Origin of the sequence: Agrobacterium sp. FDAARGOS_525, assembly GCF_003938925.1 — a bacterium.
GTDB classification, from domain to species: Bacteria; Pseudomonadota; Alphaproteobacteria; order Rhizobiales; family Rhizobiaceae; genus Agrobacterium; species Agrobacterium pusense.
Genome location: NZ_RKIU01000003.1, coordinates 1,007,973 through 1,030,000, shown reverse-complemented (window position 1 = coordinate 1,030,000; position 22,028 = coordinate 1,007,973). Strand labels below are relative to the sequence as shown.

Here is a 22,028-nt window from a genome sequence, read left to right as displayed (position 1 = left end):
CCCGACGATACGGATATCATCCCACTTTACGGCAATCTTTCTCAGAAGGAGCAGGACGCCGCGATCAAGCCGGCAGCCTCCGGGCGACGGAAGATTGTCCTTGCAACATCGATAGCGGAGACCTCGATAACCATCGATGGTGTGAGGGTCGTGGTCGACAGCGGTCTGCAGCGGTTGCCGGTTTTCGAACCGGCGACCGGCATCACCAGGCTTGAGACCGTGCGGGCATCACGCGCCTCGGCCGATCAGCGCGCCGGTCGCGCCGGCCGAACCGAGCCCGGTGTTGCCATTCGCCTCTGGCATCAGGGGCAGACGGCAGCACTCAGTGCATTTACGCCGCCGCAAATTTTGGCGAGCGATCTTGCCGGCCTTGCGCTCGATCTTGCCCATTGGGGTGTTCATGACCCCTCGTCTCTCGCCTTTCTGGACGCGCCACCTGAGGCTGCCCTCAAAGAATCGGTCGCACTCCTGAAAAATCTTGGCGCCCTTGATGAAAGCGGCGCACTGACGTCGCAGGGCCGGCTGATGCGAGGCCTCTCCCTGCCGCCGAGGCTCGCAGCGATGGTGATTGCAGCCGCAGGCGAAGGCTCGGGAAAAAAGGCGGCGATGCTTGCGGTCATGCTGACGGAACAGGGCCTGGGCGGAAATGATATCGATCTCGATGACAGACTGCGGCGCTTTCTTGCCGATAGAGGTGAAAGGGCGCAGGCGGCGCGCAAGCTGGCTTTCCGCCTTCTCGACACAGTCGGTGATATGCCGGCGGCAAACGACCTGCCGAGCGAGGCAGGACCGCTTCTGCTGCACGCATATCCGGACAGGATCGCGCTTCAGCGCGGCGCGCGCGGCCGGTATGTCATGGCGAATGGCCGCGGGGCTGAACTGGCTGAAACGGAGCGGCTGGCGGCGAGCCGAATGCTTGTTGTCGCTGACATTACGGGTCGGGCCGCGCAGCCGCGCATCCTTGCGGCGGCCGGCATCGACAGGGCCGATATAGAAGAGCGTATGCCACATCTTATCGTTCAGCAGGATCAGCTGCTGTTCGACAAGGCGAGCGGACAGGCGCGGGCGCGTCGGGTAGTGCGTCTGGGCGCCATCATTCTGGACGAAACGCCCCTGCCCCGTCCCGACGGTGAGCAGGCAGCGCAAGCGCTCGCCAACGGCGTTCGGGATTTCGGCATCGGCATACTTCCTTTTTCGAAAGAGACCGCGCAATTGCGCGATCGGATCGGATTTCTGAATGCCAGCATCGGAGAGCCCTGGCCGGATGTCAGCGACCAGGCGTTGCTTTCGCGGCTGGACGAATGGTTCATCCCTTTTCAGCATGGCGTCCGGAGCCTTCAGGACATCCGGCCCGGCAGTCTTTCCGAAGGGATTCTGTCCCTGGTGCCACATGAGGTCGCCCGAGATCTCGGCAGGCTGGCGCCGACCCATTTCGAAGCGCCGACGGGCCAGCGGCACCCCATCCGCTATGACGCCAGCGAGCCGACGCTTTCCATTCGCGTGCAGGAGCTTTTCGGGCTGAAGGCGCACCCGGCCATTGCGCAGGGGCGGTTGCCGCTGCTCCTGGAATTGACGTCGCCGGCGCACAGGCCGATACAGACGACGCGTGATCTTCCCGGCTTCTGGGCGGGATCGTGGAAGGACGTGCGGGCAGATATGCGTGGTCGCTATCCGCGTCATCCGTGGCCGGAGGATCCCGCCGATGCCCTGCCGACCAGCCGTGCGAAACCGCGCGGAACGTGATGATGACAAGGGTAAAGGAGACGAAGGTGGCTGGCCATCCGATCGAAACCACAAGGCTTGGCCGCGCCAGCCGCAGGATAAGGTTGCAGACCATTGTGTGGCTTCGCTGGCTGGCGGTTGCGGGACAGACGGCGACGATCCTGCTTGTCGCCTTCGGGCTGAATTTTCCGCTGCCACTTTTGGCCTGCGGCCTTTTGATCGCGGCGCTGGCGCTCGCCAACCTTTTTCTCACCGCCCGTTTTCCCTCCACCTACCGGCTGGAGCCGTGGGAAGCGACATTGCTGCTGGCCTTTGACCTTTTGCAATTGACGGCGCTGATCTATATCACAGGCGGACTTTCCAATCCTTTCGCGCCCCTGATCTGCGTGCAGGTCATCATTGCCTTTGCCTCCCAACCGTTGCGGCATTCCCTCATTCTCCTCGGCTTTGCCGTCATCTGCTCGACGGCGATCGCCTTTTCGCCCTTTCCGGTTCCCTGGTATCCCGGTGAGGTCTTGCCGATCCAGCTTCTGCTGCATGTCGGCACCTGGGTGGCGATCATTGCCACCACGTCTTTCGCAGCTTTTTATGCCTATCGCGTTTCCCACGAAGCCAATCAGCTCGCGGATGCGCTGGCTGCGACCGAACTGGTGCTGGAACGGGAAAAACATCTTTCACAGCTCGACGGCCTGGCGGCCGCCGCAGCGCACGAGCTGGGTACGCCCCTTGCGACGATCAGCGTCGTCGCCAAGGAGATGGAGCGGGAACTTGGGGATGATGAGAAATATGGCGAGGACATAGCGCTGCTGCGCAGCCAGAGCGAAAGATGCCGCGACATTCTGCGTCGTCTCACCTCCCTGTCCGCCGACAATGAGGAGCACATGCGCCGCCTGCCGCTTTCATCGCTGATCGAGGAGGTAATGGCGCCGCATCGCGAATTCGGCATTCGTCTGGAACTGGTTGAAAAGAACAATCGCGCCGACGAGCCGGTCGGAATCCGCAATGCCGGCATCATCTACGGCCTTGGCAACCTCATTGAAAATGGCGTGGATTATGCGCGCGAAAAAGTCACCGTAACGGTGGATTACGATCATCAGAACGTTGCAGTCATCATTGAAGACGATGGGCCAGGTTATGCCCATGACGTGCTTGCCCGTATCGGCGAGCCCTATGTGACCGAACGTCACAATGACACACGCGCAGGTGGGCTCGGGCTCGGGCTCTTTATCGCCAAGACCTTGCTGGAGCGCTCCGGCGCCACCGTCGCGTTCGAAAATCGCGGCACAACCGGAACCGGCGCGCGGGTCACAATCGTCTGGCCTCGGGCGCTCATGGAGGATAAAAGAAGCCGTTGACTTTACCATTCACGCTGAAGCGGCAATAAGAACAAGAAAAGCCGATGACGTTGCCGGAAGGCCGGAGACATGAAGACAGAAGACCAGACCTCATCCACAAGCGCGCCGGCGGACGATATCGATCCTATCGGACCTGACAAATCTCTGCTGATCGTTGATGACGATGGCCCTTTCCTGCGGCGGCTTGCCCGGGCCATGGAGACACGTGGCTTTATTGTCGACACTGCCGAGACCGTGAGCGAAGGCATCGCGCGTTCCAAGGCTGCGCCGCCGAAATATGCGGTTGTCGATCTGCGGCTTGCGGATGGCAACGGGCTGGAAGTGATCGAAGCCATCAGGCAGAACCGCGACGACACGCAGATCGTCGTTCTGACCGGCTACGGCAATATCGCCACCGCTGTTACCGCCGTAAAACTGGGGGCGCTGGACTATCTGGCCAAGCCTGCCGATGCCGACGACGTGTTCAACGCCCTGACGCAGCGCAAGGGTGAAAAGACGGAAGTGCCCGAAAACCCGATGTCAGCCGACCGGGTTCGGTGGGAGCACATTCAGCGCGTTTATGAAATGTGCGAGCGCAACGTCTCGGAAACGGCGCGGCGACTGAACATGCACCGAAGGACGCTGCAGCGTATTCTCGCGAAGCGCGCGCCCAAATAAGCGCCTATTCGCCAAAGCTGCGCCCGGTGGTCCATTCCGCCAGCATAAGCCGGGTCGCAGCGGTTCTGGAAAAATCCAGCATGACAGATTTGCGGGTCGCCGGCGGCAATTTATGTTCCGGCGCGTCGCGAAGCATGTGAGCGCCATACCCATCCGACAGTATCAACCCGCATTCCTCCGGGAATATATCGGTCGGAACTTCCGGATGGGTGGCAAAAAACAATCGATCGCAATGCAGGCGGTATTCCGGCCATTTGCGATCGACGCGGAAATCCTCGATCGAGGATTTGATCTCGATGATCCAGATTTCACCCTTGACCGACAGGCTGATGAGATCTGCCCGTCGCCCGCTTGCAAGCGGCAGTTCCGGCAAGACCGAGTGGCGCATTTCGTGCAACAGCACCTGCACGCCGCGGCGCACCAGCATCGCCTTGTCCGACTGGCGGCCGTCGATTAACGGATTATTGTTGGTAACGGAAAGAATAGTCATGGATAAAGGCTGCTGAAGCGTTTGGCCTATTGTTGCAAAAAAGGCAATCAACCGGCAATTTTAAATGCGGTGCCGTTTCGCGGCTGCACAACGGCTTGCCAAGAGCGGCTGAATGGAAAATAACCGATTTATCCTATTAAGCCTACTCCTTCGCACAATTTGGCGAATTTTCCGCGAGAACGACATGCGCATCCGTACCCCATTGACCATACTCGGTCTGACGGCAGCACTGGCACTGGCCGGCTGCGCCGAAACTACCTCCCAATCCGCCACTCCAACATCAGGCAAGATCGCAGCCTCCGTACCGGTTGCTGATCCCGTTCCGGCGAAAGTCGAGACGGTGCAGATCTTCAATGATGTTTATGGTCCGGTGACCGATGCGGGCTATGCGCTGCCGGCCATTCCGATCAACCGTGTGAATGAGAAGTACCGTCGCCAGATCGTCGAGTTCCAGACCAACGAGCGTCCCGGCACGATCATCGTCAATACGCGCGATCGTTTCCTTTATTATATCCTCTCCGGCAACCGCGCCGTGCGTTACGGCATCGGCGTCGGCAAGGCTGGTTTCGCCTGGGCCGGTGAAGCCTATGTGGCCTGGAAGCAGGAATGGCCGATGTGGCATCCGCCAAAGGAAATGGCAGACCGCAAGCCGGAAGTGGCGAAATATGTCGAGGCCGGCATGGGCCCCGGCCTTTCCAACCCGCTCGGCGCGCGCGCCATGTATCTCTTTAACGAAAAGGGACAGGATACGCTGTTCCGTATCCACGGTTCGCCCGAATGGGCCTCGATCGGCACCGCTGCTTCTTCCGGCTGCATCCGCATGATCAACCAGGATGTGATCGATCTTTACAGCCGCGTCCGCCCAGGCCGCAGCACCAAGGTCGTCGTGATCCAGTAAGGGCCGCAACAGCAGATCAAGAAAAAGCCGCCGGGAAACGTCCCGGCGGCTTTTTTATTGGTGAAAAGGGCGGAGATTACGCCGACTGCTTTGCCTTCAGCTCGAGGCGGCGGCGGTGCAGGACCGGTTCAGTGTAGCCGTTAGGTTGCTCCCGGCCCTTCAACACCAGTTCGACAGCAGCCTGAAAGGCTACCGATCCTTCAAAGTCGGACGCCATCGGCAGATAGGCCGGATCGCCTGCATTCTGCGCGTCGACCACAGCCGCCATGCGCTTCAAGGTCTCGACGATCTGCGCCTCTGTCACGACCCCATGGCGCAGCCAGTTCGCCATGTGCTGCGCTGAAATGCGAAGCGTCGCGCGATCCTCCATCAGACCGACATTGTTGATGTCTGGTACCTTGGAGCAGCCGACACCCTGATCAACCCAGCGCACGACATAGCCGAGAATGCCCTGCGCATTGTTGTCGAGTTCACGCTGGATTTCTTCCGGCGTCCAGTTGGGACGCGGCGCAACCGGCACTGACAGAATGTCGGAAAGCTTCGCACGGCCGCGGCTTTTCAGCTCTTCCTGAACAGCGGCGACATCGACCTTGTGATAATGCGTGGCATGCAGCGTCGCAGCGGTCGGCGACGGCACCCATGCGGTGTTGGCGCCGGCCTTCGGATGCGCAATCTTCTGCTCCAGCATCGCCGCCATCAGGTCGGGCATGGCCCACATGCCTTTGCCGATCTGCGCATGGCCGGAAAGACCGCATTCTAGCCCGATATCGACGTTCCAGTTTTCATAAGCGGCGATCCAGGCGGCCTGCTTCATGTCGCCCTTGCGGATCATCGGACCCGCTTCCATGGAGGTATGGATTTCGTCGCCGGTACGGTCGAGGAAGCCTGTATTGATGAAGACCACACGATCCTTCGCTGCGCGAATGCTTTCCTTGAGGTTAACAGTGGTGCGGCGCTCCTCATCCATGATGCCCATCTTCATGGTGTTTGGCTGCATGCCGACAAGCTCTTCGACCCGCGTGAAAATCTCGTTGGCGAAGGCCACTTCTTCCGGCCCATGCATCTTCGGCTTCACCACATACATGGAGCCGGCCCCAGAATTCTGGCGTCGCCCGGAAGGGCCGACGTCATAGAGTGCAATGAGCGCCGTGACGACGGCATCCATGATGCCCTCGGGTACTTCACGCCCATCCCGATCAAGGATTGCCGGATTGGTCATGAGATGACCGACATTGCGCACCAGCATCAGCGACCGGCCCGGCAGCGTCAGCGCGGAGCCATTGGGCGCTGTATAATAGCGATCCGGGTTGAGGCGGCGTGTGAAAGTGTGGCCGCCCTTGGAGACCTCTTCCGCCAGGTCTCCACGCATCAGGCCGAGCCAGTTACCGTAAACCAGAACCTTGTCCTCGGCATCGACTGCGGCAACCGAATCTTCGCAATCCATGATGGTCGTCAGGGCGGATTCAAGAATGACATCAGAGATGCCCGCCCTGTCGCCCTTGCCGATTTCGGTCGAGGGATCGATCACGATTTCGGTATGCAGACCGTTCTTGCCGAGCAGGATCGTCGCGGGCTTTGCCGCTTCCCCGGTGAAACCCTTGAATTGCGTTTCGTCCTTGAGACCGGTCCCGCCATTGCTGGCAACAAGCTGCAGCAGCCCATCGACGATCTCGAAACCGGTGACATCAGACCAGCTGCCGCTCAAAAGCGGAGCGGTTTCATCGAGGAAGTTGCGCGCCCAGGCGATGACCTTTTCACCGCGCTTCGGGTTATAGGCCCTGCCCTTTTCGGCACCATCGGCATCAGAAATGGCATCCGTGCCATAGAGTGCATCGTAAAGCGAACCCCAACGGGCATTGGCGGCGTTCAACGCATAACGGGCATTCATGACGGGAACAACGAGCTGCGGACCGGCGACGGCAGCAATTTCCGGATCGACGTTGCTGGTTTCCACCTTGAAATCAGGACCTTCCGGCAAAAGGTATCCGATTTCCCTCAGGAATGCCTCATATACATCGAAATCCGAGGGGGCACCGTTCTCTCGGTACCAGCCGTCGATTTTTTCCTGCAGCGCATCGCGCTTGGCGAGCAGTTCACGGTTCTTCGGAGAAAGCTCGTGGACAATGGCCGAAAAGCCTTCGAAGAACGCCTCGCTGTTTAGACCCGTGCCCGGCAGGACATCTTCAGTCAAAAAGGCATAAAGCCTGTCATCGATGGAAAGGCCGAATTTATTCGTGCGGCTCACATGCGCCTCCTCTATTCTGGAAACACAGATTGGACGCGGAGGCGGGCGCTCGTCAATTGCGGCAGCCAGCCAAATATTATTTCCTTTTTGGAAACAATGCAGCCGATAGTCGCCGTTTTCTACAAAAGCGCCTGGAGATCCTTGATGCGGTCATTCACCAGCCAGCCGTAATAATTTTCCTCCGGCAACAGTGGCTGTTCCCCGCCTGCGGCGCGCTGGCGGTTCTTTTGGGCCAGAATGGCAGCGCGCTGTTGCGACCCACCGACATTATAAAGCGTGGAGGTCACGCCCGGATTCTTCGAAATGTCCATATCGGCAATCGACCGGTAATCATCGATCGATTTGCGGATAGAGGCCGCCATGAAAGCCAGCGAGCGGTCGGGGTCCATGATGGCGGTGTAGACCGCGGTGGCATCGTTCTCGTCCAGCTTCTCATAACCCGACGTTCTCGCCACCATGTCGGACAGCATCAGCGCCGTCAGCGGATTTATCTGGCCGAGGCCGAAGGTCTGGCCGGCATAAAAGGGCTGGAAGAACACAGCACTGAAACGATTGTTCGGATAGGTCACGCCATCGACGGTCTTGCCGCGGAAACTGTCATCCCATACATCTTCCCGGCAGTTCCAGAGACTGTAGGAATCCTTCTTCGACTGGCATTTGGAAAATTGCGAATGCGTCAGAAACTGCGCAATCGTTTCATCCTTATAGCCGAAACGGAAGCTGCTACCCGCGTAAGAAGCTGCCTTGACGTAATAAGACTGCAGCCGGTCATAGGCATCGACATTATAAGTGTGTTCGCCAACGATCGCGCCGATCATATGGATCGGATCAATCCCGTAACGCCCGGCCGTCGACTTGATCTTGGCGATCAGCGCCTTGTCAGAAGACAAAAGATCGATGACCTTCTGGTATTTGCGCTCAAAAGACGTGTTGGACGCCTTGGTTCTTTTGGCGGAAGCACCGGGAACGCCCGGTTGCTCGGCATTGCGATTGCCCGGCGGCACGACCGTTGCGGCCTCCACATAAGAAGACGCGGTGACGGTGAACGTCAAAGCAGCGGCAAATGCCAGAAGAGTTTTGCGCACGAGCGAATGCCTTTTCTCAAGCCTGCGGCTTCTGCCAGCGAAAGGTGCTGGAAAACCTGATCATTCCACTAAAACGGTTCCAATCGGAATGCAGCCCTTCCCATAAACAAAATGCGGGCTGAATGCGAGATGAGGCAGATAAAATAAAAGAGTGCGGCAAATATGGCCGCACTCTTCTTTCCTCGATCCCTGAAGTCTTCAGAGAATATAGCGCGAGAGGTCCGTATCGGCGGCGAGGTCGCCGACATGTTTACGGACATATTCCTGGTCGATCTTGACGGCGGAACCGCCACGATCCGGCGCGTTGAAGGAAATTTCGTCCAAAACACGCTCCATTACCGTCTGCAGACGGCGGGCACCGATATTTTCGACCGACGAGTTGAGATGAACGGCCACATCAGCCAGAGCATCGATGGCGTCGTCGGTGAAGTCGAGATCCAGTTCTTCCGTCGCCATCAGCGCCTTGTACTGGCGGATGAGGCTTGCTTCCGTCTCCGTCAGGATACGGCGGAAATCTTCCCTGGTCAGTGGCTTCAGCTCAACGCGGATCGGCAGGCGGCCCTGAAGCTCAGGCAGGAGATCCGACGGCTTCGCCACATGGAAGGCGCCCGATGCGATGAACAGGATATGGTCGGTCTTGACCGGCCCATATTTGGTCGAAACCGTCGTCCCTTCGACGAGCGGCAGCAGGTCGCGCTGCACGCCTTCGCGCGAGACGCCGGCGCCCATGCCGCCATCGCGGGCGGCAATCTTGTCGATCTCGTCAAGGAAGACGATGCCGTCATTTTCCACCGACTTGACCGCTTCGCGCTGGATCATCTCATTGTCCAGCAGCTTGTCGGATTCGTCGCGGATAAGGTCGGCATAGGATTTCGACACCGTCGTGCGCACCTTCTTGGTGCGTCCGCCCATGGCTTTGCCGAACATTTCCGACAAGTTGAGCACGCCAATATTGGCGCCCGGCATGCCCGGGATTTCGAAACCGGGCATGCCCGATCCGCTATCGGCCACCTCGATGTCGATTTCCTTGTCGTCCAATTCACCATCGCGCAGCTTCTTGCGGAAGCTCTCGCGCGTGCCCGGTGACGCGGTTGAGCCGACCAACGCGTCGAGCACGCGCTCTTCGGCGCTCTGATGCGCCTTGGCCTGCACTTCGGCGCGCTTCTTTTCGCGCACGAGGCCGATACCAATCTCGACAAGGTCACGAATGATCTGCTCGACATCGCGGCCGACATAACCGACTTCGGTGAACTTGGTGGCTTCAACCTTGATGAAAGGCGCGCCGGCCAACTTGGCGAGGCGGCGCGAGATTTCCGTCTTGCCGACACCGGTCGGCCCGATCATGAGAATATTTTTCGGCATGACTTCGTCGCGCAGGCTCTCATCGAGCTGCTGGCGACGCCAGCGATTGCGCAGCGCAATCGCGACCGCCCGTTTAGCATCGTGCTGACCGATGATGTGGCGGTCGAGTTCCGAGACGATTTCCCGGGGAGAAAAAGTGGTCATTCTGTCCTCTCGGCTTTCCTGTTCCGGCCGGCCATTCGGCCCGGCCCACAGGACCCATTGGTGAGAAATACGCTTACTCGGCGTCGAGCGTTTCCACGACGAGATTGTGATTGGTATAAACGCAGATATCGGCGGCGATATCGAGCGCCTGCCGGGCCACGTCTTCGGCCGACTTGTCGGTATCCATCATGGCGCGGGCGGCAGCGAAAGCATAATTGCCGCCGGAACCGATGGCGATTGCGCCGTGCTCGGGCTCCAGCACATCGCCATTGCCGGTAATGGCAAGCGTGGTGGATTTATCGGCGACCAGCATCATCGCTTCGAGATTGCGCAGATATTTGTCCGTGCGCCAGTCCTTCGCAAGTTCCACGGCGGCGCGCATCAGCTGACCGGGATATTGCTCGAGCTTCTTCTCGAGGCGGTCAAGCAAAGTGAAAGCATCGGCCGTCGTGCCTGCGAAGCCGGCAATAACTTCACCCTTGCCGATGCGGCGAACCTTACGGGCGTTACCCTTCATGACGGTCTGGCCGAGGCTTACCTGCCCGTCGCCAGCCATGACGACCTTGCCGCCCTTTCTGACTGTAATGATTGTTGTCATCAAACACCTGTCTGCCCTGCCGGGCCTGGAGTTAACGGGCCGGGTTGCGGCCCTTTCCGGGTTCTATGTAAGTCTGGTTTTTGCGATTGCAATCATCGGGATCACACCCGGTTTTCCGCAGGTCAGCCAAGACGATGGAACAACTGGATATTTCTGTCCCGTGCTGATAAGGAACGGCAACATTTTCACGGAGCGGCCAAAATGGCAGAACGTAAAGGCGAGATCATCCGCAAGACCAACGAAACCTCGGTTTCGGTCCGCGTGGATATCGACGGCACCGGCAAATCGAAAATCTCCACCGGCGTGGGATTTTTCGACCATATGCTGGACCAGCTCAGCCGCCATTCGTTGATCGATATGGATATCGAGGTTCAGGGCGACCTTCACATCGATGATCATCACACCGTGGAAGATACCGGTATCGCCATTGGCCAGGCGATCGCGAAGGCGCTGGGCGACCGGCGCGGCATCACCCGCTACGCCTCGCTCGACCTTGCCATGGACGAGACCATGACTAAGGCTGCCGTCGACATTTCCGGCCGGCCGTTCCTGGTCTGGAACGTCAATTTTTCCGCGCCGAAGATCGGTACTTTCGACACGGAGCTGGTGCGCGAGTTCTTTCAGGCGCTCGCCCAGAATGCCGGCATCACGCTGCATATACTGAACCATTACGGCGCCAACAACCATCATATCGCCGAGACATGCTTCAAGGCCGTTGCCCGCGTTCTTCGCACGGCAACCGAGATCGACCCCCGGCAGGCAGGCCGCGTTCCCTCAACAAAGGGTATGCTGGCCTGACGCCAAAGCTGTCAGGAAGCCCATGACAAGCTATCTCGTTCTGGAAGCCCCCAACGGGCCGGACAGGGACCACAAGACGACCCGATTCATTGCCGATCGTTTCGTCTGGCTGGCTCTCTTTGCGCCATGGTTATGGCTTGCGATCAACCGGCTGTGGCTGGCGACGGCTATCGTTGTCATCGCACTCGTTGCGGCCGGACAAGTCTCGATGTTAGCCGGATTCGAACCTGCCGGAATTCTTGTTGGTTTCACGATTGGGCTCATAACAGCGCTGGAGGGACGCAATTTTCTCGTCCGGCACCTGATCCGCAAAGGTTGGACGCTGAAGTCAGTCGTTTCCGCCCCTGATCTTTCGAGCGCCGAAGACATATATTTCTCCGGTCTCTCCGAAAACGCTGACGCGGAAGAACAGCTGTCGCACCCGGTCTGGACCCCTTCGCCGCAAAAGAGCGGCGGCAAAAACTTCGTCAACGATCCCGCCGGATCGTTTCTTTTCGACTTGAATGGAAGGCGCTGACATGCGTGTCGCGATCATCGACTACGGCTCGGGCAACCTGCGTTCGGCCACCAAAGCTTTCGAGCGTGCCGCGCGTGAAGCCGGCATCAACGCAACCATCGATTTGACCGACAAGCCGGATCACGTCGCCTCGGCGGACCGCATCGTGCTGCCTGGTGTCGGTGCTTATGCCGACTGCCGCGCCGGTCTGGATGCCGTTCCCGGAATGCATGAGGCGCTCCTTGAAGCCGTCGAGAAAAAGGCGCATCCCTTCCTCGGCATCTGCGTCGGAATGCAGCTCATGTCATCCCGCGGGCTGGAAAAGACTGTTAGCACCGGGCTCGGCTGGATCGAGGGTGACGTCGTGGAAATGACGCCTGCCGATAAGAACCTGAAGATTCCGCAGATCGGCTGGAACACGCTGGAAATCCGCCACGCCCACCCCCTGTTCGACGGCATCAAGACCGGCGCGGATGGCTTGCACGCCTATTTCGTGCATTCCTATCATCTGGCGGCCAAGCACTCGACGGATGTCATCGCCACCACAAATTACGGTGGCGCGATGACGGCTTTCGTCGGTCGCGACAATATGGCCGGCGCGCAGTTCCACCCGGAAAAAAGCCAGACGCTCGGCCTTGCCCTGATTTCCAATTTCCTGCGCTGGAAGCCCTGACATGATTCTTTTTCCCGCAATCGACCTTAAAGACGGCCAGTGCGTTCGCCTGAAACTCGGCGATATGGACCAGGCCACCGTCTATAATACCGACCCCGGCGCACAGGCGAAAGCTTTCGAGGATCAAGGCTTTGAATGGCTGCATGTCGTTGATCTCAACGGTGCGTTCGCCGGCCAGACGGTCAATGGCGCGGCGGTTGATGCCATTCTGAAGGCGACGAAAAACCCGGTGCAGCTGGGCGGCGGCATCCGCACGCTCGATCATATCGAGGCCTGGCTGAGCCGTGGGCTTGCTCGCGTCATTCTCGGCACCGTGGCGGTGCGCGATCCGGTTCTGGTCATTGAAGCCTGCAAGCGTTTTCCCGGCCAGGTCGCCGTCGGTATCGATGCCAAGGGCGGCAAGGTTGCGGTGGAAGGCTGGGCGGAAGCCTCCGAACTCGGCGTGATCGAGCTTGCCAAACGTTTCGAAGGTGCCGGCGTCGCGGCCATGATCTACACCGATATCGATCGTGACGGCATTCTGGCCGGTATAAATTGGGCCTCGACGCTGGAACTGGCCGACGCCGTCTCCATCCCGGTCATCGCGTCCGGTGGTCTCGCCTCCATCGACGACATCAAGCGCATGTTGCAGCCGGATGCGGTAAAGCTCGAAGGCGCGATTTCCGGCCGCGCGCTTTATGACGGCCGTATCGATCCGGCCGAGGCGCTCGCCCTCATCAAGGCCGCAAGGGAGGTACGCGTATGACCCTAAAAGCCCGCGTTATTCCCTGCCTGGATGTGAAAGACGGCCGTGTCGTCAAGGGCGTGAACTTCGTCGACCTGATCGACGCCGGCGATCCGGTCGAGGCAGCGAAAGCCTACGATGCGGCGGGAGCGGACGAACTCTGCTTCCTCGACATCACCGCCTCTTCGGATAATCGCGACACGATATTCGATGTGGTTTCGCGCACGGCCGATCATTGCTTCATGCCACTGACCGTCGGTGGCGGGGTTCGCGCCGTCGCCGACATCCGCAAGCTGCTTCTGTGCGGGGCCGACAAGGTCTCGATCAATTCCGCAGCGGTCAAGGATCCCGACTTCGTGGCGCAGGCGGCCGACAAGTTCGGCAACCAGTGCATCGTCGTTTCCATCGACGCCAAGCGGGTTTCGAAGGATGGGGAAGAAGGCCGCTGGGAAATATTCACCCATGGCGGACGCCAGCCGACCGGGATTGACGCCGTGGAATTCGCCATCAAGATGGTCGAACGCGGCGCCGGCGAATTGCTTGTCACCTCGATGGATCGCGACGGCACAAAGAGCGGTTACGATATCGGCCTGACGCGCAGCATTGCCGATCAGGTTCGAGTCCCCGTCATCGCTTCGGGGGGCGTCGGCACGCTGGAGGATCTGGTGGCAGGCGTTCGTGATGGCCATGCGACTGCGGTGCTTGCCGCTTCGATCTTCCACTTCGGCACTTATTCGATCGGTGAAGCCAAGAACTACATGGCCGAGCATGGCATCGCCATGCGTCTCGACTGATTGCAGGATTCCCCCATGAGCGCATTTTCCCTTTCCGATCTGGAGCGCATCGTCGCAAGCCGCGCCGCTGCCTCTCCTGACGAATCCTGGACGGCCAAGCTGGTTGCGGCTGGCCAGGAGCGTGCGGCGAAGAAACTCGGCGAAGAAGCCGTGGAAGCCGTCATTGCGGCCATCGCAAAAGACCGCGACGGGCTGAAGAACGAAGCGGCGGACCTGCTTTACCATCTGCTGGTGGTTTTGAAGATCGCCGACATCCCGCTGAATGAGGTTTTCGCCGAGCTGGAGCGCAGGACCGGGCAAACCGGTCTTGCGGAAAAGGCAGCGAGGCCGACATCATGAAGATCGAGGCAGGCAGCGGGGAGAGAGGCATGCCGAGCACACTCGATCATTTCCGACCGGATGAATATTCGCCCTACCACTTCTTCAGTTCGGAAGAATGGTCGAAGTTTCGTGCCGATACGCCATTGACGCTTTCTGCCGACGAGGTCAAGCGGCTGCGTTCGCTGGATGATCCGATCGATCTGGATGAGGTGCGGCGCATCTACCTGTCTCTGTCGCGCCTGCTGTCTTCCCATGTGGAAGCATCGCAGCTGCTGTTTGAGCAGCGCAACCGCTTCCTCAACATGGCTGACGTCAACAAGACGCCCTTCGTCATCGGCATCGCCGGCTCCGTTGCCGTTGGCAAATCCACGACGGCACGTATTCTGAAAGAGCTTCTGGCGCGCTGGCCTTCTAGTCCCAAGGTCGACCTCATCACCACTGACGGATTTCTCTATCCGAACGAGGTATTGCGGCGCGAGAATCTGATGGAGCGCAAAGGCTTCCCGGAGAGCTACGATATCGGCGCGCTCCTGCGTTTCCTGTCGGCCATCAAGGCGGGCCAGCCCAATGTCAAGGCGCCGCGTTATTCGCACCTGACCTATGACGTTCTGCCGAACGAGTTCACTGTCATCGACCAGCCGGATATTCTCATCTTCGAAGGCATCAACGTGCTGCAATCGCGCGACCTGCCGGCAGGCGGGAGGATCGTGCCGATCGTTTCCGACTTCTTCGATTTCTCGATCTATATCGACGCTGACGAAGGCCTTATTCACAACTGGTATGTGAACCGGTTCATGAATCTGAGAAAAACCGCCTTCCGCGATCCCAATTCATTCTTCAACCGTTATGCCTCGATCAGCGAAGAAGCGGCGCTCAGCATTGCTGAAGGCCTCTGGCAGAACATCAACCTGAAGAACCTGCGGCAGAACATCGTGCCGACCCGCCCGCGCGCCGACCTTATTTTACGCAAGGGCAAAAACCATCTGATCGACACGGTCGCGCTTCGCAAATTGTGAAAGATGCCGCGAAGGCGGCATCTCCGTCGCAGCGATTACAAGGCGTTATCAGGCAAGGTCTGGAATGCGCAGAACCTGGCCGGGATAAATCTTGTCGGGGTGCGTCAGCATCGGCTTGTTGGCTTCGAAGATGATGTTGTTCTTCGCGCCATTGGCCTTGCCATATTGCGCCTCCGCAATCTTCCAGAGATTGTCACCCTTTTTGACCGTATAGAAGACCGGTTCTTTCGCCGGCGCTTCGGCCACTTTAAACTCGCCGGCCTCGACCTTGGAAATGCCGAGCGTGTTGCCGACCGCGATGACCGCCTTTTCGAAAATCGACTGATCGGCCACTTCGCCCTTCAGGACAACCTTGTCGTCCACTACCTCGACCTGAACCTTGTCGGTGCCGAGATCGTGGGAAGCGAGTTCCTTCTTGACCGCTTCGACATCCGGCGCGTCGTCGCCGCCGATACCAAGCTTCTTTCCCGCTTCCTTGATGAAATTGAACAGACCCATAGCACCCTCCTTGGTTGTAGGGAGGCTTACCAGACGATATTTGAAGCTCTATGACAAGGGCGAAAGATTCGTCGTCTGATCGTCGCTTATTCGCCCGAAGGTTTGCCGCGCATCTTCTTGATATCGGAGCGACCGGACTTCGCCTTGAGGCGGCGCTCGACGGAGCCCTTGGTGGGTTTGGTAGCCTTGCGCACCGGCGGCGGGGGGGCGGCGGCTTCGAGGATCAGTTCCTTCAGGCGCTCGCGCGCATCCTCACGATTGCGCTCCTGGCTGCGAAACCGGCTCGCTTCGATCATCAGCACGCCTTCTTTTGATACGCGCCTGCCACCGAGCCGCAACGCATTGACCTTCACCCTTTCCGGAAGGGAGGGTGAATTTGCAATGTCGAAAAATAGCTGAACCGCTGTCGAAACCTTGTTGACGTTCTGGCCGCCCGGCCCGCCGGCCAGCACGAATTGCTCCGTCAGCTCCCAGCCGGCAATAGTGATGCGGTTATTGATGTGAAGCGGGTCGCTGGCCATGTTTTCTCTCCGCGCCGGTGATGCCACAGATCGTGAAAAATGAAAACAAGGACAAAACGAAAGAACCCGGCAAAAAGAAACCCGGCACTTGGGCCGGGTTCCCCTCCTCCTCATAAACGAGGCTTATTCATTCTGCCGCGAGCAAAAGGCCCGGCGCTGCGTCACGAACCTTGCTGTCGACGTGGTCTTCGAACTTGGTGAAGTTCGTGACGAACATCGACACCAGCTTCTTGGCTTGCGCGTCATAAGCTGCGCCATCGGCCCAGGTGGAACGCGGATCGAGGATCGCGCTGTCAACACCTTCAAGCGACTGCGGGACGGCGAAGCCGAAATTCGCATCGGTGCGGAACTGTGCGTTCTTCAGATCCCCAGTGAGAGCGGCGGTCAGAAGCGCGCGGGTGGCCTTGATGGGCATACGCTTGCCGATGCCGTAAGCGCCGCCGGTCCAGCCGGTATTGACCAGCCAGCAATCCACACCGTGCTTGCCGATCAGCTCACGCAGCAGGTTGCCATATTCGGCTGGATGGCGCGGCATGAAGGGGGCGCCAAAGCAGGTAGAGAATGTCGCTTCCGGCTCGGTCACGCCCTTTTCCGTACCGGCGACCTTGGCGGTGTAACCGGAGAGGAAGTGGTACATGGCCTGCTCCGGTGTCAGCCGGGCAATCGGCGGCAGCACGCCGAAGGCGTCGGCCGTCAGCATGATGATCGTCTTCGGATGACCGGCAATGCCCGTCTCCGATGCATTCGGAATGAAGTGCAGCGGATAGGCGCTGCGGGTATTTTCCGTCAGCGAGTTGTCGTTGAAATCAGGAACGCGGTTTTCGTCCAGCACGACGTTCTCGAGAACCGTGCCGAAACGGCGGGTCGCGGCGTAGATTTCCGGCTCGGCTTCCGCCGAAAGCTTGATCGCCTTGGCATAGCAGCCGCCTTCGAAATTGAAGATGCCGTGTTCGCCCCAGCCATGTTCGTCATCGCCGATCAGCGTGCGCGACGGATCAGCCGACAGCGTGGTCTTGCCGGTGCCGGAGAGGCCGAAGAAAACGGCGGAATCACCCTGCGGACCGACATTGGCCGAGCAATGCATGGGCATGACACCCTTGGCCGGCAGCAGGTAGTTCAGCACCGTGAAGACCGATTTCTTGTTTTCACCGGCATAGGACGTGCCGCCGATGAGAACGAGGCCGTTGGTCAGATCGCAGGCGATGACTGTTTCCGAACGGACACCATGACGGGCCGGATCTGCCTTGAAGCTCGGCAGGTTGATGATGGTGAGCTTCTGCTTGAAGCCCGCCAGTTTTTCCTGCTTCGGACGGATCAGCAGATTGCGGATGAACAGCGAATGCCAGGCGAGCTCGGTGACGACGCGTGTCGGCAACGCATTTTCCTCATCGGCGCCGCCGATCAGGTCCTGAACATAGAGCGTCTTTCCGGTGGCATGGGCCAACATGTCCTGGCGCAACAACTCGAAGTTTTCCGGCGACAGCGGCTTGTTGTCGTCCCACCAGATGGTGTTCTCGGTGGACGCGTCGCGCACGACGAATTTGTCCTTCGGAGAACGACCCGTGTGCTGGCCGGTGACGGCGCGCAGCGCACCGTCGATGGTCAGCTCGGCCTCGCCGTTGCGGATTGCCTCTTCGTATAGTTCGCTCTCATTGAGGTTATAAAAGACGCGGGAAGCCTTGCCCAATCCGAGTTCTGCAACTCCGTTGGCAGGATTATGAACCCCAATCTCGGTCATGACGCGTTCCTTGTTAATGACGATAAGGCCGTTGAAATTTTCACGGAAAATACGTGGCACCTCTTGGAAACGCAAGAGCCGAAGTTTGAAAAACTTAGTAATTTCAATATATTAATCGATTTAAAAGATTTTATTTCTTTTTAAATCGGTTGAAGACGCATTAAAATTCAGCTGCGGCGTCTCTACGAAATCTCCTCGTCCTACCCTTGCGATTTTGGGGTGAGTTTTCCTTTGCCACAATTTGTTCCACCTTTATACTCAAGAGAGTGGCTCGCGGCGCACAACCTGGCTGGGTGAATGTCGGGAGTTACGAGAAAATGACGATGGAGACCAACTACATGCAGACGATCGCGCTTGTCGACGATGACCGGAATATTCTCACTTCGGTATCGATCGCGCTCGAAGCCGAAGGCTACCGGGTCGAAACGTATACGGACGGCGCTTCCGCGCTTGACGGGTTGATCGCCCGTCCGCCGCAGCTCGCCATTTTCGATATTAAGATGCCCCGCATGGATGGCATGGAGCTTTTGCGGCGCCTTCGCCAGAAGTCGGATCTGCCGGTCATCTTCCTCACCTCGAAGGATGAAGAGATCGACGAATTGTTCGGCCTGAAGATGGGCGCGGACGACTTCATCACCAAGCCGTTCTCGCAACGCCTTCTGGTGGAACGCGTCAAAGCCATCCTGCGCCGCGCCAGCAGCCGCGAAGCATCCGCCGCAACCGGCAACGTTCTGAAGCCGACGGCAGACCAACAGGCGCGCACACTGGAGCGCGGGCAGCTCGCCATGGATCAGGAACGCCACACCTGCACCTGGAAGGGCGAACCGGTAACACTGACGGTAACCGAATTCCTCATCCTGCATTCGCTGGCACAACGTCCAGGTGTCGTGAAAAGCCGCGACGCGCTGATGGATGCCGCCTATGACGAGCAGGTCTATGTGGACGACCGCACCATCGACAGCCACATCAAGCGTCTTCGCAAGAAGTTCAAACTGGTCGATGGCGACTTCGATATGATTGAAACGCTTTATGGCGTAGGATATCGCTTCCGCGAAGCGGCTTGAACGAGCCGACTCACGCAGAAGGGACCGCCCGGTATGGGGTGGTAAGGACTTGAATACGTGTTGAAAAAAACGCCGGAAACCGTCTCGGACAGTGACGATGCCGAAGAACGCGGCAGCGAACGCCGCCATCGTATCCATCCGCTGACGATCATCCGGCGTATTTTCGGCAATGCGGTGTTTTCCAGCCTCACGCGCCGCATCCTGTTCTTCAACGTCGCCGCGACGGTGGTTCTGGTCGGCGGCATTCTCTATCTCAACCAGTTCCGCGAGGGGCTGATCGATGCGCGCGTGGAAAGCCTGCTGACGCAGGGCGAAATCATAGCCGGCGCGGTTTCCGCTTCCGCCTCTGTCGATACCAACTCGATCACCATCAATCCGGAAAAGCTGCTCGAATTGCAGGCGGGCCAGAGCATCACGCCCGCACCGAACGATGAGGATTTGAGTTTCCCGATCAATCCCGAACGGGTGGCACCAGTGCTGCGGCGGCTGATTTCGCCGACGCGCACCCGCGCGCGGCTGTTCGATGCCGACGCCAATCTGCTGCTCGATTCCCGACATCTTTATTCGCGCGGTCAGGTGCTGCGCTTCGACCTGCCGCCAGTAACGCCCGAGACGCAGACCTGGGGCGACTGGTTCACCAGCATGTTCAACCGCATGCTGCAGCCGAGCAGCCTGCCGCAATACAAGGAAGCGCCCGGCGGCGATGGCTCTATCTATCCGGAAGTGATGAACGCGCTGACCGGCGTGCGCGGCGCGGTCGTGCGTGTCACGGAAAAGGGTGAGCTGATTGTTTCCGTGGCCGTACCGGTACAGCGCTTCCGGGCCGTGCTCGGCGTTCTGCTGCTTTCGACACAAGCGGGCGATATCGACAAGATCGTGCATGCCGAGCGCCTCGCCATCATGCGCGTCTTCGGCATCGCGACGCTGGTCAACATCGTGCTGTCGCTGCTCCTCTCCTCCACCATCGCCACGCCGCTGCGGCGGCTGTCGGCGGCCGCGATCCGCGTGCGCCGCGGGGCGAGAACCCGTGAGGAAATACCGGATTTCTCGGCGCGCCAGGATGAGATCGGCAACCTCTCTATTGCGCTGCGTGAAATGACGACGGCGCTTTACGACCGTATCGATGCGATCGAAAGTTTCGCCGCCGATGTCAGCCATGAGCTCAAGAACCCGCTGACCTCGCTGCGCAGCGCCGTGGAAACCCTGCCGCGCGCCAAGACCGAAGAGTCCAAACAGCGCCTGACCGAGATCATCTTCCACGATGTGCGCCGCCTCGACCGCCTGATCAGCGACATTTCGGACGCCTCACGGCTCGATGCCGAACTGGCGCGCGCCGACGCCGCGCCGCTCGATCTTGATGTGCTGATGAAGGGTCTGGTGGATATATCCCGCCAGATAAGCACCAAGAAGAAAAGCGTGACGATCGACTATGTTGTCGACCGGAAAGCGGGCGCAAAGACCTCCTTCGTGGTGAATGGCCACGATCTGCGTATCGGCCAGATCGTCACCAACCTCATCGAGAATGCGCGCTCCTTCGTTGCCGAAGAAAGCGGCCGCATCACGGTACGCCTCTCCCGTCACAAGGATCGTTGCATCGTGCAGGTAGAGGACAACGGGCCCGGCATTCAGGCCGAAGATATCGACCGGATTTTTGAGCGTTTCTACACCGACCGGCCGGCGAGCGAAGGTTTCGGACAGAACTCCGGTCTAGGCCTTTCCATCAGCCGCCAGATCGCGGAAGCCCATGGCGGCAGCCTGCGGGCAGAGAACGTCGTCGACAAATATGGCGTGATATCAGGCGCGCGCTTCACCCTGTCGCTGCCGGCGGCTGAAACCCATGAACGCTGAACGCTTCAACCTGCACGCAACCGCGATCGTTGTTCAAAACACCGGCATCCTATTCACGGGGCCGTCGGGCAGCGGCAAAAGCGAACTCGCCTTCAGCTTCCTGACGGAGGCGGAACGGTGCGGATTGCCGGCCGCATTGATCGCGGACGATCAGATTTTCGTGTATCGCGATGGCGAGACCATCATCGCCGAACGGCCGGAAGCCATCGCCGGCCTGTTGGAATTACGCGGCAGCGGCATTGTTTCGCTTAAAAACATTGCGCGCGCGCCACTACATTTCGCCGTCACGACAGTTGTTTCACCCGAAAATCCAAGACTTCCCGAAGATGACGAGATGTTATCGCTGCCGTGCGGCGGGCATCTTCCGCTTCTGCGTATTCCGCTTTCAAGTCTCACGCCCTATGGAAAATTTGCTGCACTTGCTCAGAATCTTTTCAAAACGAATGTGAAGTGACGATGATTCGGGCGATTTTAGGCTTGCGATTCGCATTTCCCTCATCAAGATGAAATCCCACCGATGGACAGGATTGCCGCGTTGCGATAGTCGGCAATGAGAGTGCGTGTGCAAGGGAGCATTTCATGATCGGACTAGTGCTTGTCACCCATGGCAAGCTGGCTGAGGAGTTTCGTCATGCGTTGGAGCATGTCGTCGGTCCCCAGAAATTGATCGAGACGGTCTGTATCGGTCCCGAAGACGACATGGATCAGCGCCGGCAGGATATCATCGACGCTGTCGCGCGCGCCAATGACGGCAATGGCGTCATCATCCTGACGGACATGTTTGGCGGCACGCCTTCCAATCTTGCGATTTCGGTCATGAATAACGGCAATGTCGAAGTCATCGCCGGGGTTAACCTGCCGATGCTGATCAAACTTGCCGGCGTTCGCAGCGAAGACAATATGGACAAGGCCCTTCAGGACGCATCCGATGCCGGCCGCAAATATATCAACGTCGCCAGCCGCGTTTTAAGCGGCAAATAA

23 protein-coding genes (1 of these 23 only partly in view) are annotated in these 22,028 nt (G+C 59.0%); 15 read left to right on the top strand and 8 right to left on the bottom strand.

The annotated features are described in order from the left end of the window. The 3 genes from hrpB to EGT36_RS06145 all read left to right on the top strand — a co-directional run. On the top strand, nt 1–1,743 hold the 3' portion of the coding sequence (gene hrpB / locus EGT36_RS06155) for an ATP-dependent helicase HrpB (RefSeq protein ID WP_037090005.1). Its footprint begins 744 nt before the window's first position; the window shows 1,743 of its 2,487 coding nt (coding positions 745–2,487); its start codon lies off the left edge, out of view; it ends in the stop codon at nt 1,741–1,743. Between the two features lie 26 nt (nt 1,744–1,769). After that, nucleotides 1,770–3,077 carry a two-component system sensor histidine kinase ActS gene (gene actS / locus EGT36_RS06150; RefSeq protein WP_081093539.1) on the top strand — a complete coding sequence of 436 codons (1,308 nt, stop codon included), beginning with the start codon at nt 1,770–1,772 and terminating at the stop codon, nt 3,075–3,077. A gap of 69 nt (nt 3,078–3,146) precedes the next feature. Further along, complete coding sequence (locus EGT36_RS06145; protein WP_004444351.1) at nt 3,147–3,734, top strand: ActR/PrrA/RegA family redox response regulator transcription factor; 588 nt, start codon at nt 3,147–3,149, stop codon at nt 3,732–3,734. A 4-nt stretch (nt 3,735–3,738) separates the two neighbouring features. On the opposite strand, the gene EGT36_RS06140 is transcribed toward EGT36_RS06145, so the two are convergent. Continuing rightward, nucleotides 3,739–4,224, bottom strand: a complete 486-nt coding sequence (locus EGT36_RS06140) for an MmcB family DNA repair protein (RefSeq protein ID WP_004444350.1) — start codon at nt 4,222–4,224, stop codon at nt 3,739–3,741. A gap of 184 nt (nt 4,225–4,408) precedes the next feature. On the opposite strand from EGT36_RS06140, the gene EGT36_RS06135 reads away from it, so the two are divergent. Further along, the gene (locus EGT36_RS06135) at nt 4,409–5,122 is read left to right on the top strand and encodes a L,D-transpeptidase (protein ID WP_006700126.1); all 714 of its coding nucleotides are present in this window, start codon (nt 4,409–4,411) and stop codon (nt 5,120–5,122) included. Between the two features lie 76 nt (nt 5,123–5,198). Here EGT36_RS06135 and EGT36_RS06130 read toward each other — a convergent pair whose 3' ends face one another. From EGT36_RS06130 to hslV, 4 genes are all read right to left on the bottom strand, one after another. Continuing rightward, nucleotides 5,199–7,367, bottom strand: coding sequence for a malate synthase G (locus tag EGT36_RS06130; RefSeq protein ID WP_037090008.1), 2,169 nt, complete (start codon nt 7,365–7,367; stop codon nt 5,199–5,201). 119 nt (nt 7,368–7,486) lie between these two features. Further along, nucleotides 7,487–8,452: a DUF1402 family protein gene (locus tag EGT36_RS06125; protein WP_022555329.1), complete on the bottom strand. Its 966-nt coding sequence runs from the start codon at nt 8,450–8,452 to the stop codon at nt 7,487–7,489. 198 nt (nt 8,453–8,650) lie between these two features. Beyond that, the gene (hslU, locus tag EGT36_RS06120) at nt 8,651–9,958 is read right to left on the bottom strand and encodes an ATP-dependent protease ATPase subunit HslU (protein ID WP_004444342.1); all 1,308 of its coding nucleotides are present in this window, start codon (nt 9,956–9,958) and stop codon (nt 8,651–8,653) included. A gap of 73 nt (nt 9,959–10,031) precedes the next feature. Then, nucleotides 10,032–10,556 carry an ATP-dependent protease subunit HslV gene (gene hslV, locus EGT36_RS06115; RefSeq protein ID WP_037090010.1) on the bottom strand — a complete coding sequence of 175 codons (525 nt, stop codon included), beginning with the start codon at nt 10,554–10,556 and terminating at the stop codon, nt 10,032–10,034. Nucleotides 10,557–10,757: 201 nt separating this feature from the next. Between hslV and hisB the strand changes: the two genes are divergently transcribed. The 7 genes from hisB to coaA are packed head-to-tail and all read left to right on the top strand — an operon-like array spanning nt 10,758 to nt 15,378. Next, entirely contained in the window at nt 10,758–11,354 is a 597-nt protein-coding gene (hisB, locus tag EGT36_RS06110; RefSeq protein WP_010970622.1) for an imidazoleglycerol-phosphate dehydratase HisB, read from the top strand. A gap of 22 nt (nt 11,355–11,376) precedes the next feature. Then, nucleotides 11,377–11,871, top strand: coding sequence for a DUF2628 domain-containing protein (locus EGT36_RS06105; protein WP_037090013.1), 495 nt, complete (start codon nt 11,377–11,379; stop codon nt 11,869–11,871). Nucleotide 11,872: 1 nt separating this feature from the next. Beyond that, the gene (gene hisH / locus EGT36_RS06100) at nt 11,873–12,523 is read left to right on the top strand and encodes an imidazole glycerol phosphate synthase subunit HisH (RefSeq protein WP_004444331.1); all 651 of its coding nucleotides are present in this window, start codon (nt 11,873–11,875) and stop codon (nt 12,521–12,523) included. Nucleotide 12,524: 1 nt separating this feature from the next. Continuing rightward, the gene (gene hisA / locus EGT36_RS06095; RefSeq protein ID WP_037090015.1) at nt 12,525–13,268 is read left to right on the top strand and encodes a 1-(5-phosphoribosyl)-5-[(5-phosphoribosylamino)methylideneamino]imidazole-4-carboxamide isomerase; all 744 of its coding nucleotides are present in this window, start codon (nt 12,525–12,527) and stop codon (nt 13,266–13,268) included. After that, nucleotides 13,265–14,041, top strand: a complete 777-nt coding sequence (gene hisF, locus EGT36_RS06090; protein WP_037090017.1) for an imidazole glycerol phosphate synthase subunit HisF — start codon at nt 13,265–13,267, stop codon at nt 14,039–14,041. The genes hisA and hisF overlap by 4 nt, the downstream gene beginning before the upstream one ends. Before the next feature lie 15 nt (nt 14,042–14,056). After that, nucleotides 14,057–14,380 (top strand): phosphoribosyl-ATP diphosphatase, encoded by a 324-nt coding sequence (locus EGT36_RS06085; RefSeq protein WP_037090019.1) that lies wholly within the window; start codon nt 14,057–14,059, stop codon nt 14,378–14,380. Next, a complete protein-coding gene (coaA, locus tag EGT36_RS06080; protein ID WP_004444323.1) occupies nt 14,377–15,378 on the top strand; it encodes a type I pantothenate kinase in 1,002 nt (333 codons plus the stop codon). Before EGT36_RS06085 ends, coaA begins: the two co-directional genes overlap by 4 nt. A gap of 48 nt (nt 15,379–15,426) precedes the next feature. Here the strand turns inward: coaA and lysM are convergent, their stop codons facing one another. The 3 genes from lysM to EGT36_RS06065 form a co-directional block, all read right to left on the bottom strand. After that, nucleotides 15,427–15,876, bottom strand: coding sequence for a peptidoglycan-binding protein LysM (gene lysM / locus EGT36_RS06075; RefSeq protein ID WP_125270131.1), 450 nt, complete (start codon nt 15,874–15,876; stop codon nt 15,427–15,429). Between the two features lie 86 nt (nt 15,877–15,962). Then, entirely contained in the window at nt 15,963–16,397 is a 435-nt protein-coding gene (gene arfB / locus EGT36_RS06070; RefSeq protein ID WP_037090022.1) for an alternative ribosome rescue aminoacyl-tRNA hydrolase ArfB, read from the bottom strand. Between the two features lie 127 nt (nt 16,398–16,524). Further along, entirely contained in the window at nt 16,525–18,135 is a 1,611-nt protein-coding gene (locus tag EGT36_RS06065) for a phosphoenolpyruvate carboxykinase (protein ID WP_125270130.1), read from the bottom strand. Nucleotides 18,136–18,473: 338 nt separating this feature from the next. Between EGT36_RS06065 and chvI the strand changes: the two genes are divergently transcribed. From chvI to EGT36_RS06045, 4 genes are all read left to right on the top strand, one after another. Further along, complete coding sequence (gene chvI / locus EGT36_RS06060; protein ID WP_006700117.1) at nt 18,474–19,199, top strand: two-component system response regulator ChvI; 726 nt, start codon at nt 18,474–18,476, stop codon at nt 19,197–19,199. Nucleotides 19,200–19,256: 57 nt separating this feature from the next. Further along, nucleotides 19,257–21,047, top strand: coding sequence for a two-component system sensor histidine kinase ChvG (gene chvG / locus EGT36_RS06055; RefSeq protein ID WP_004444315.1), 1,791 nt, complete (start codon nt 19,257–19,259; stop codon nt 21,045–21,047). Continuing rightward, nucleotides 21,037–21,501, top strand: a complete 465-nt coding sequence (locus EGT36_RS06050) for an HPr kinase/phosphorylase (RefSeq protein ID WP_037090025.1) — start codon at nt 21,037–21,039, stop codon at nt 21,499–21,501. The genes chvG and EGT36_RS06050 overlap by 11 nt, the downstream gene beginning before the upstream one ends. 125 nt (nt 21,502–21,626) lie before the next feature. Beyond that, nucleotides 21,627–22,028 (top strand): PTS sugar transporter subunit IIA, encoded by a 402-nt coding sequence (locus EGT36_RS06045; protein ID WP_003505374.1) that lies wholly within the window; start codon nt 21,627–21,629, stop codon nt 22,026–22,028.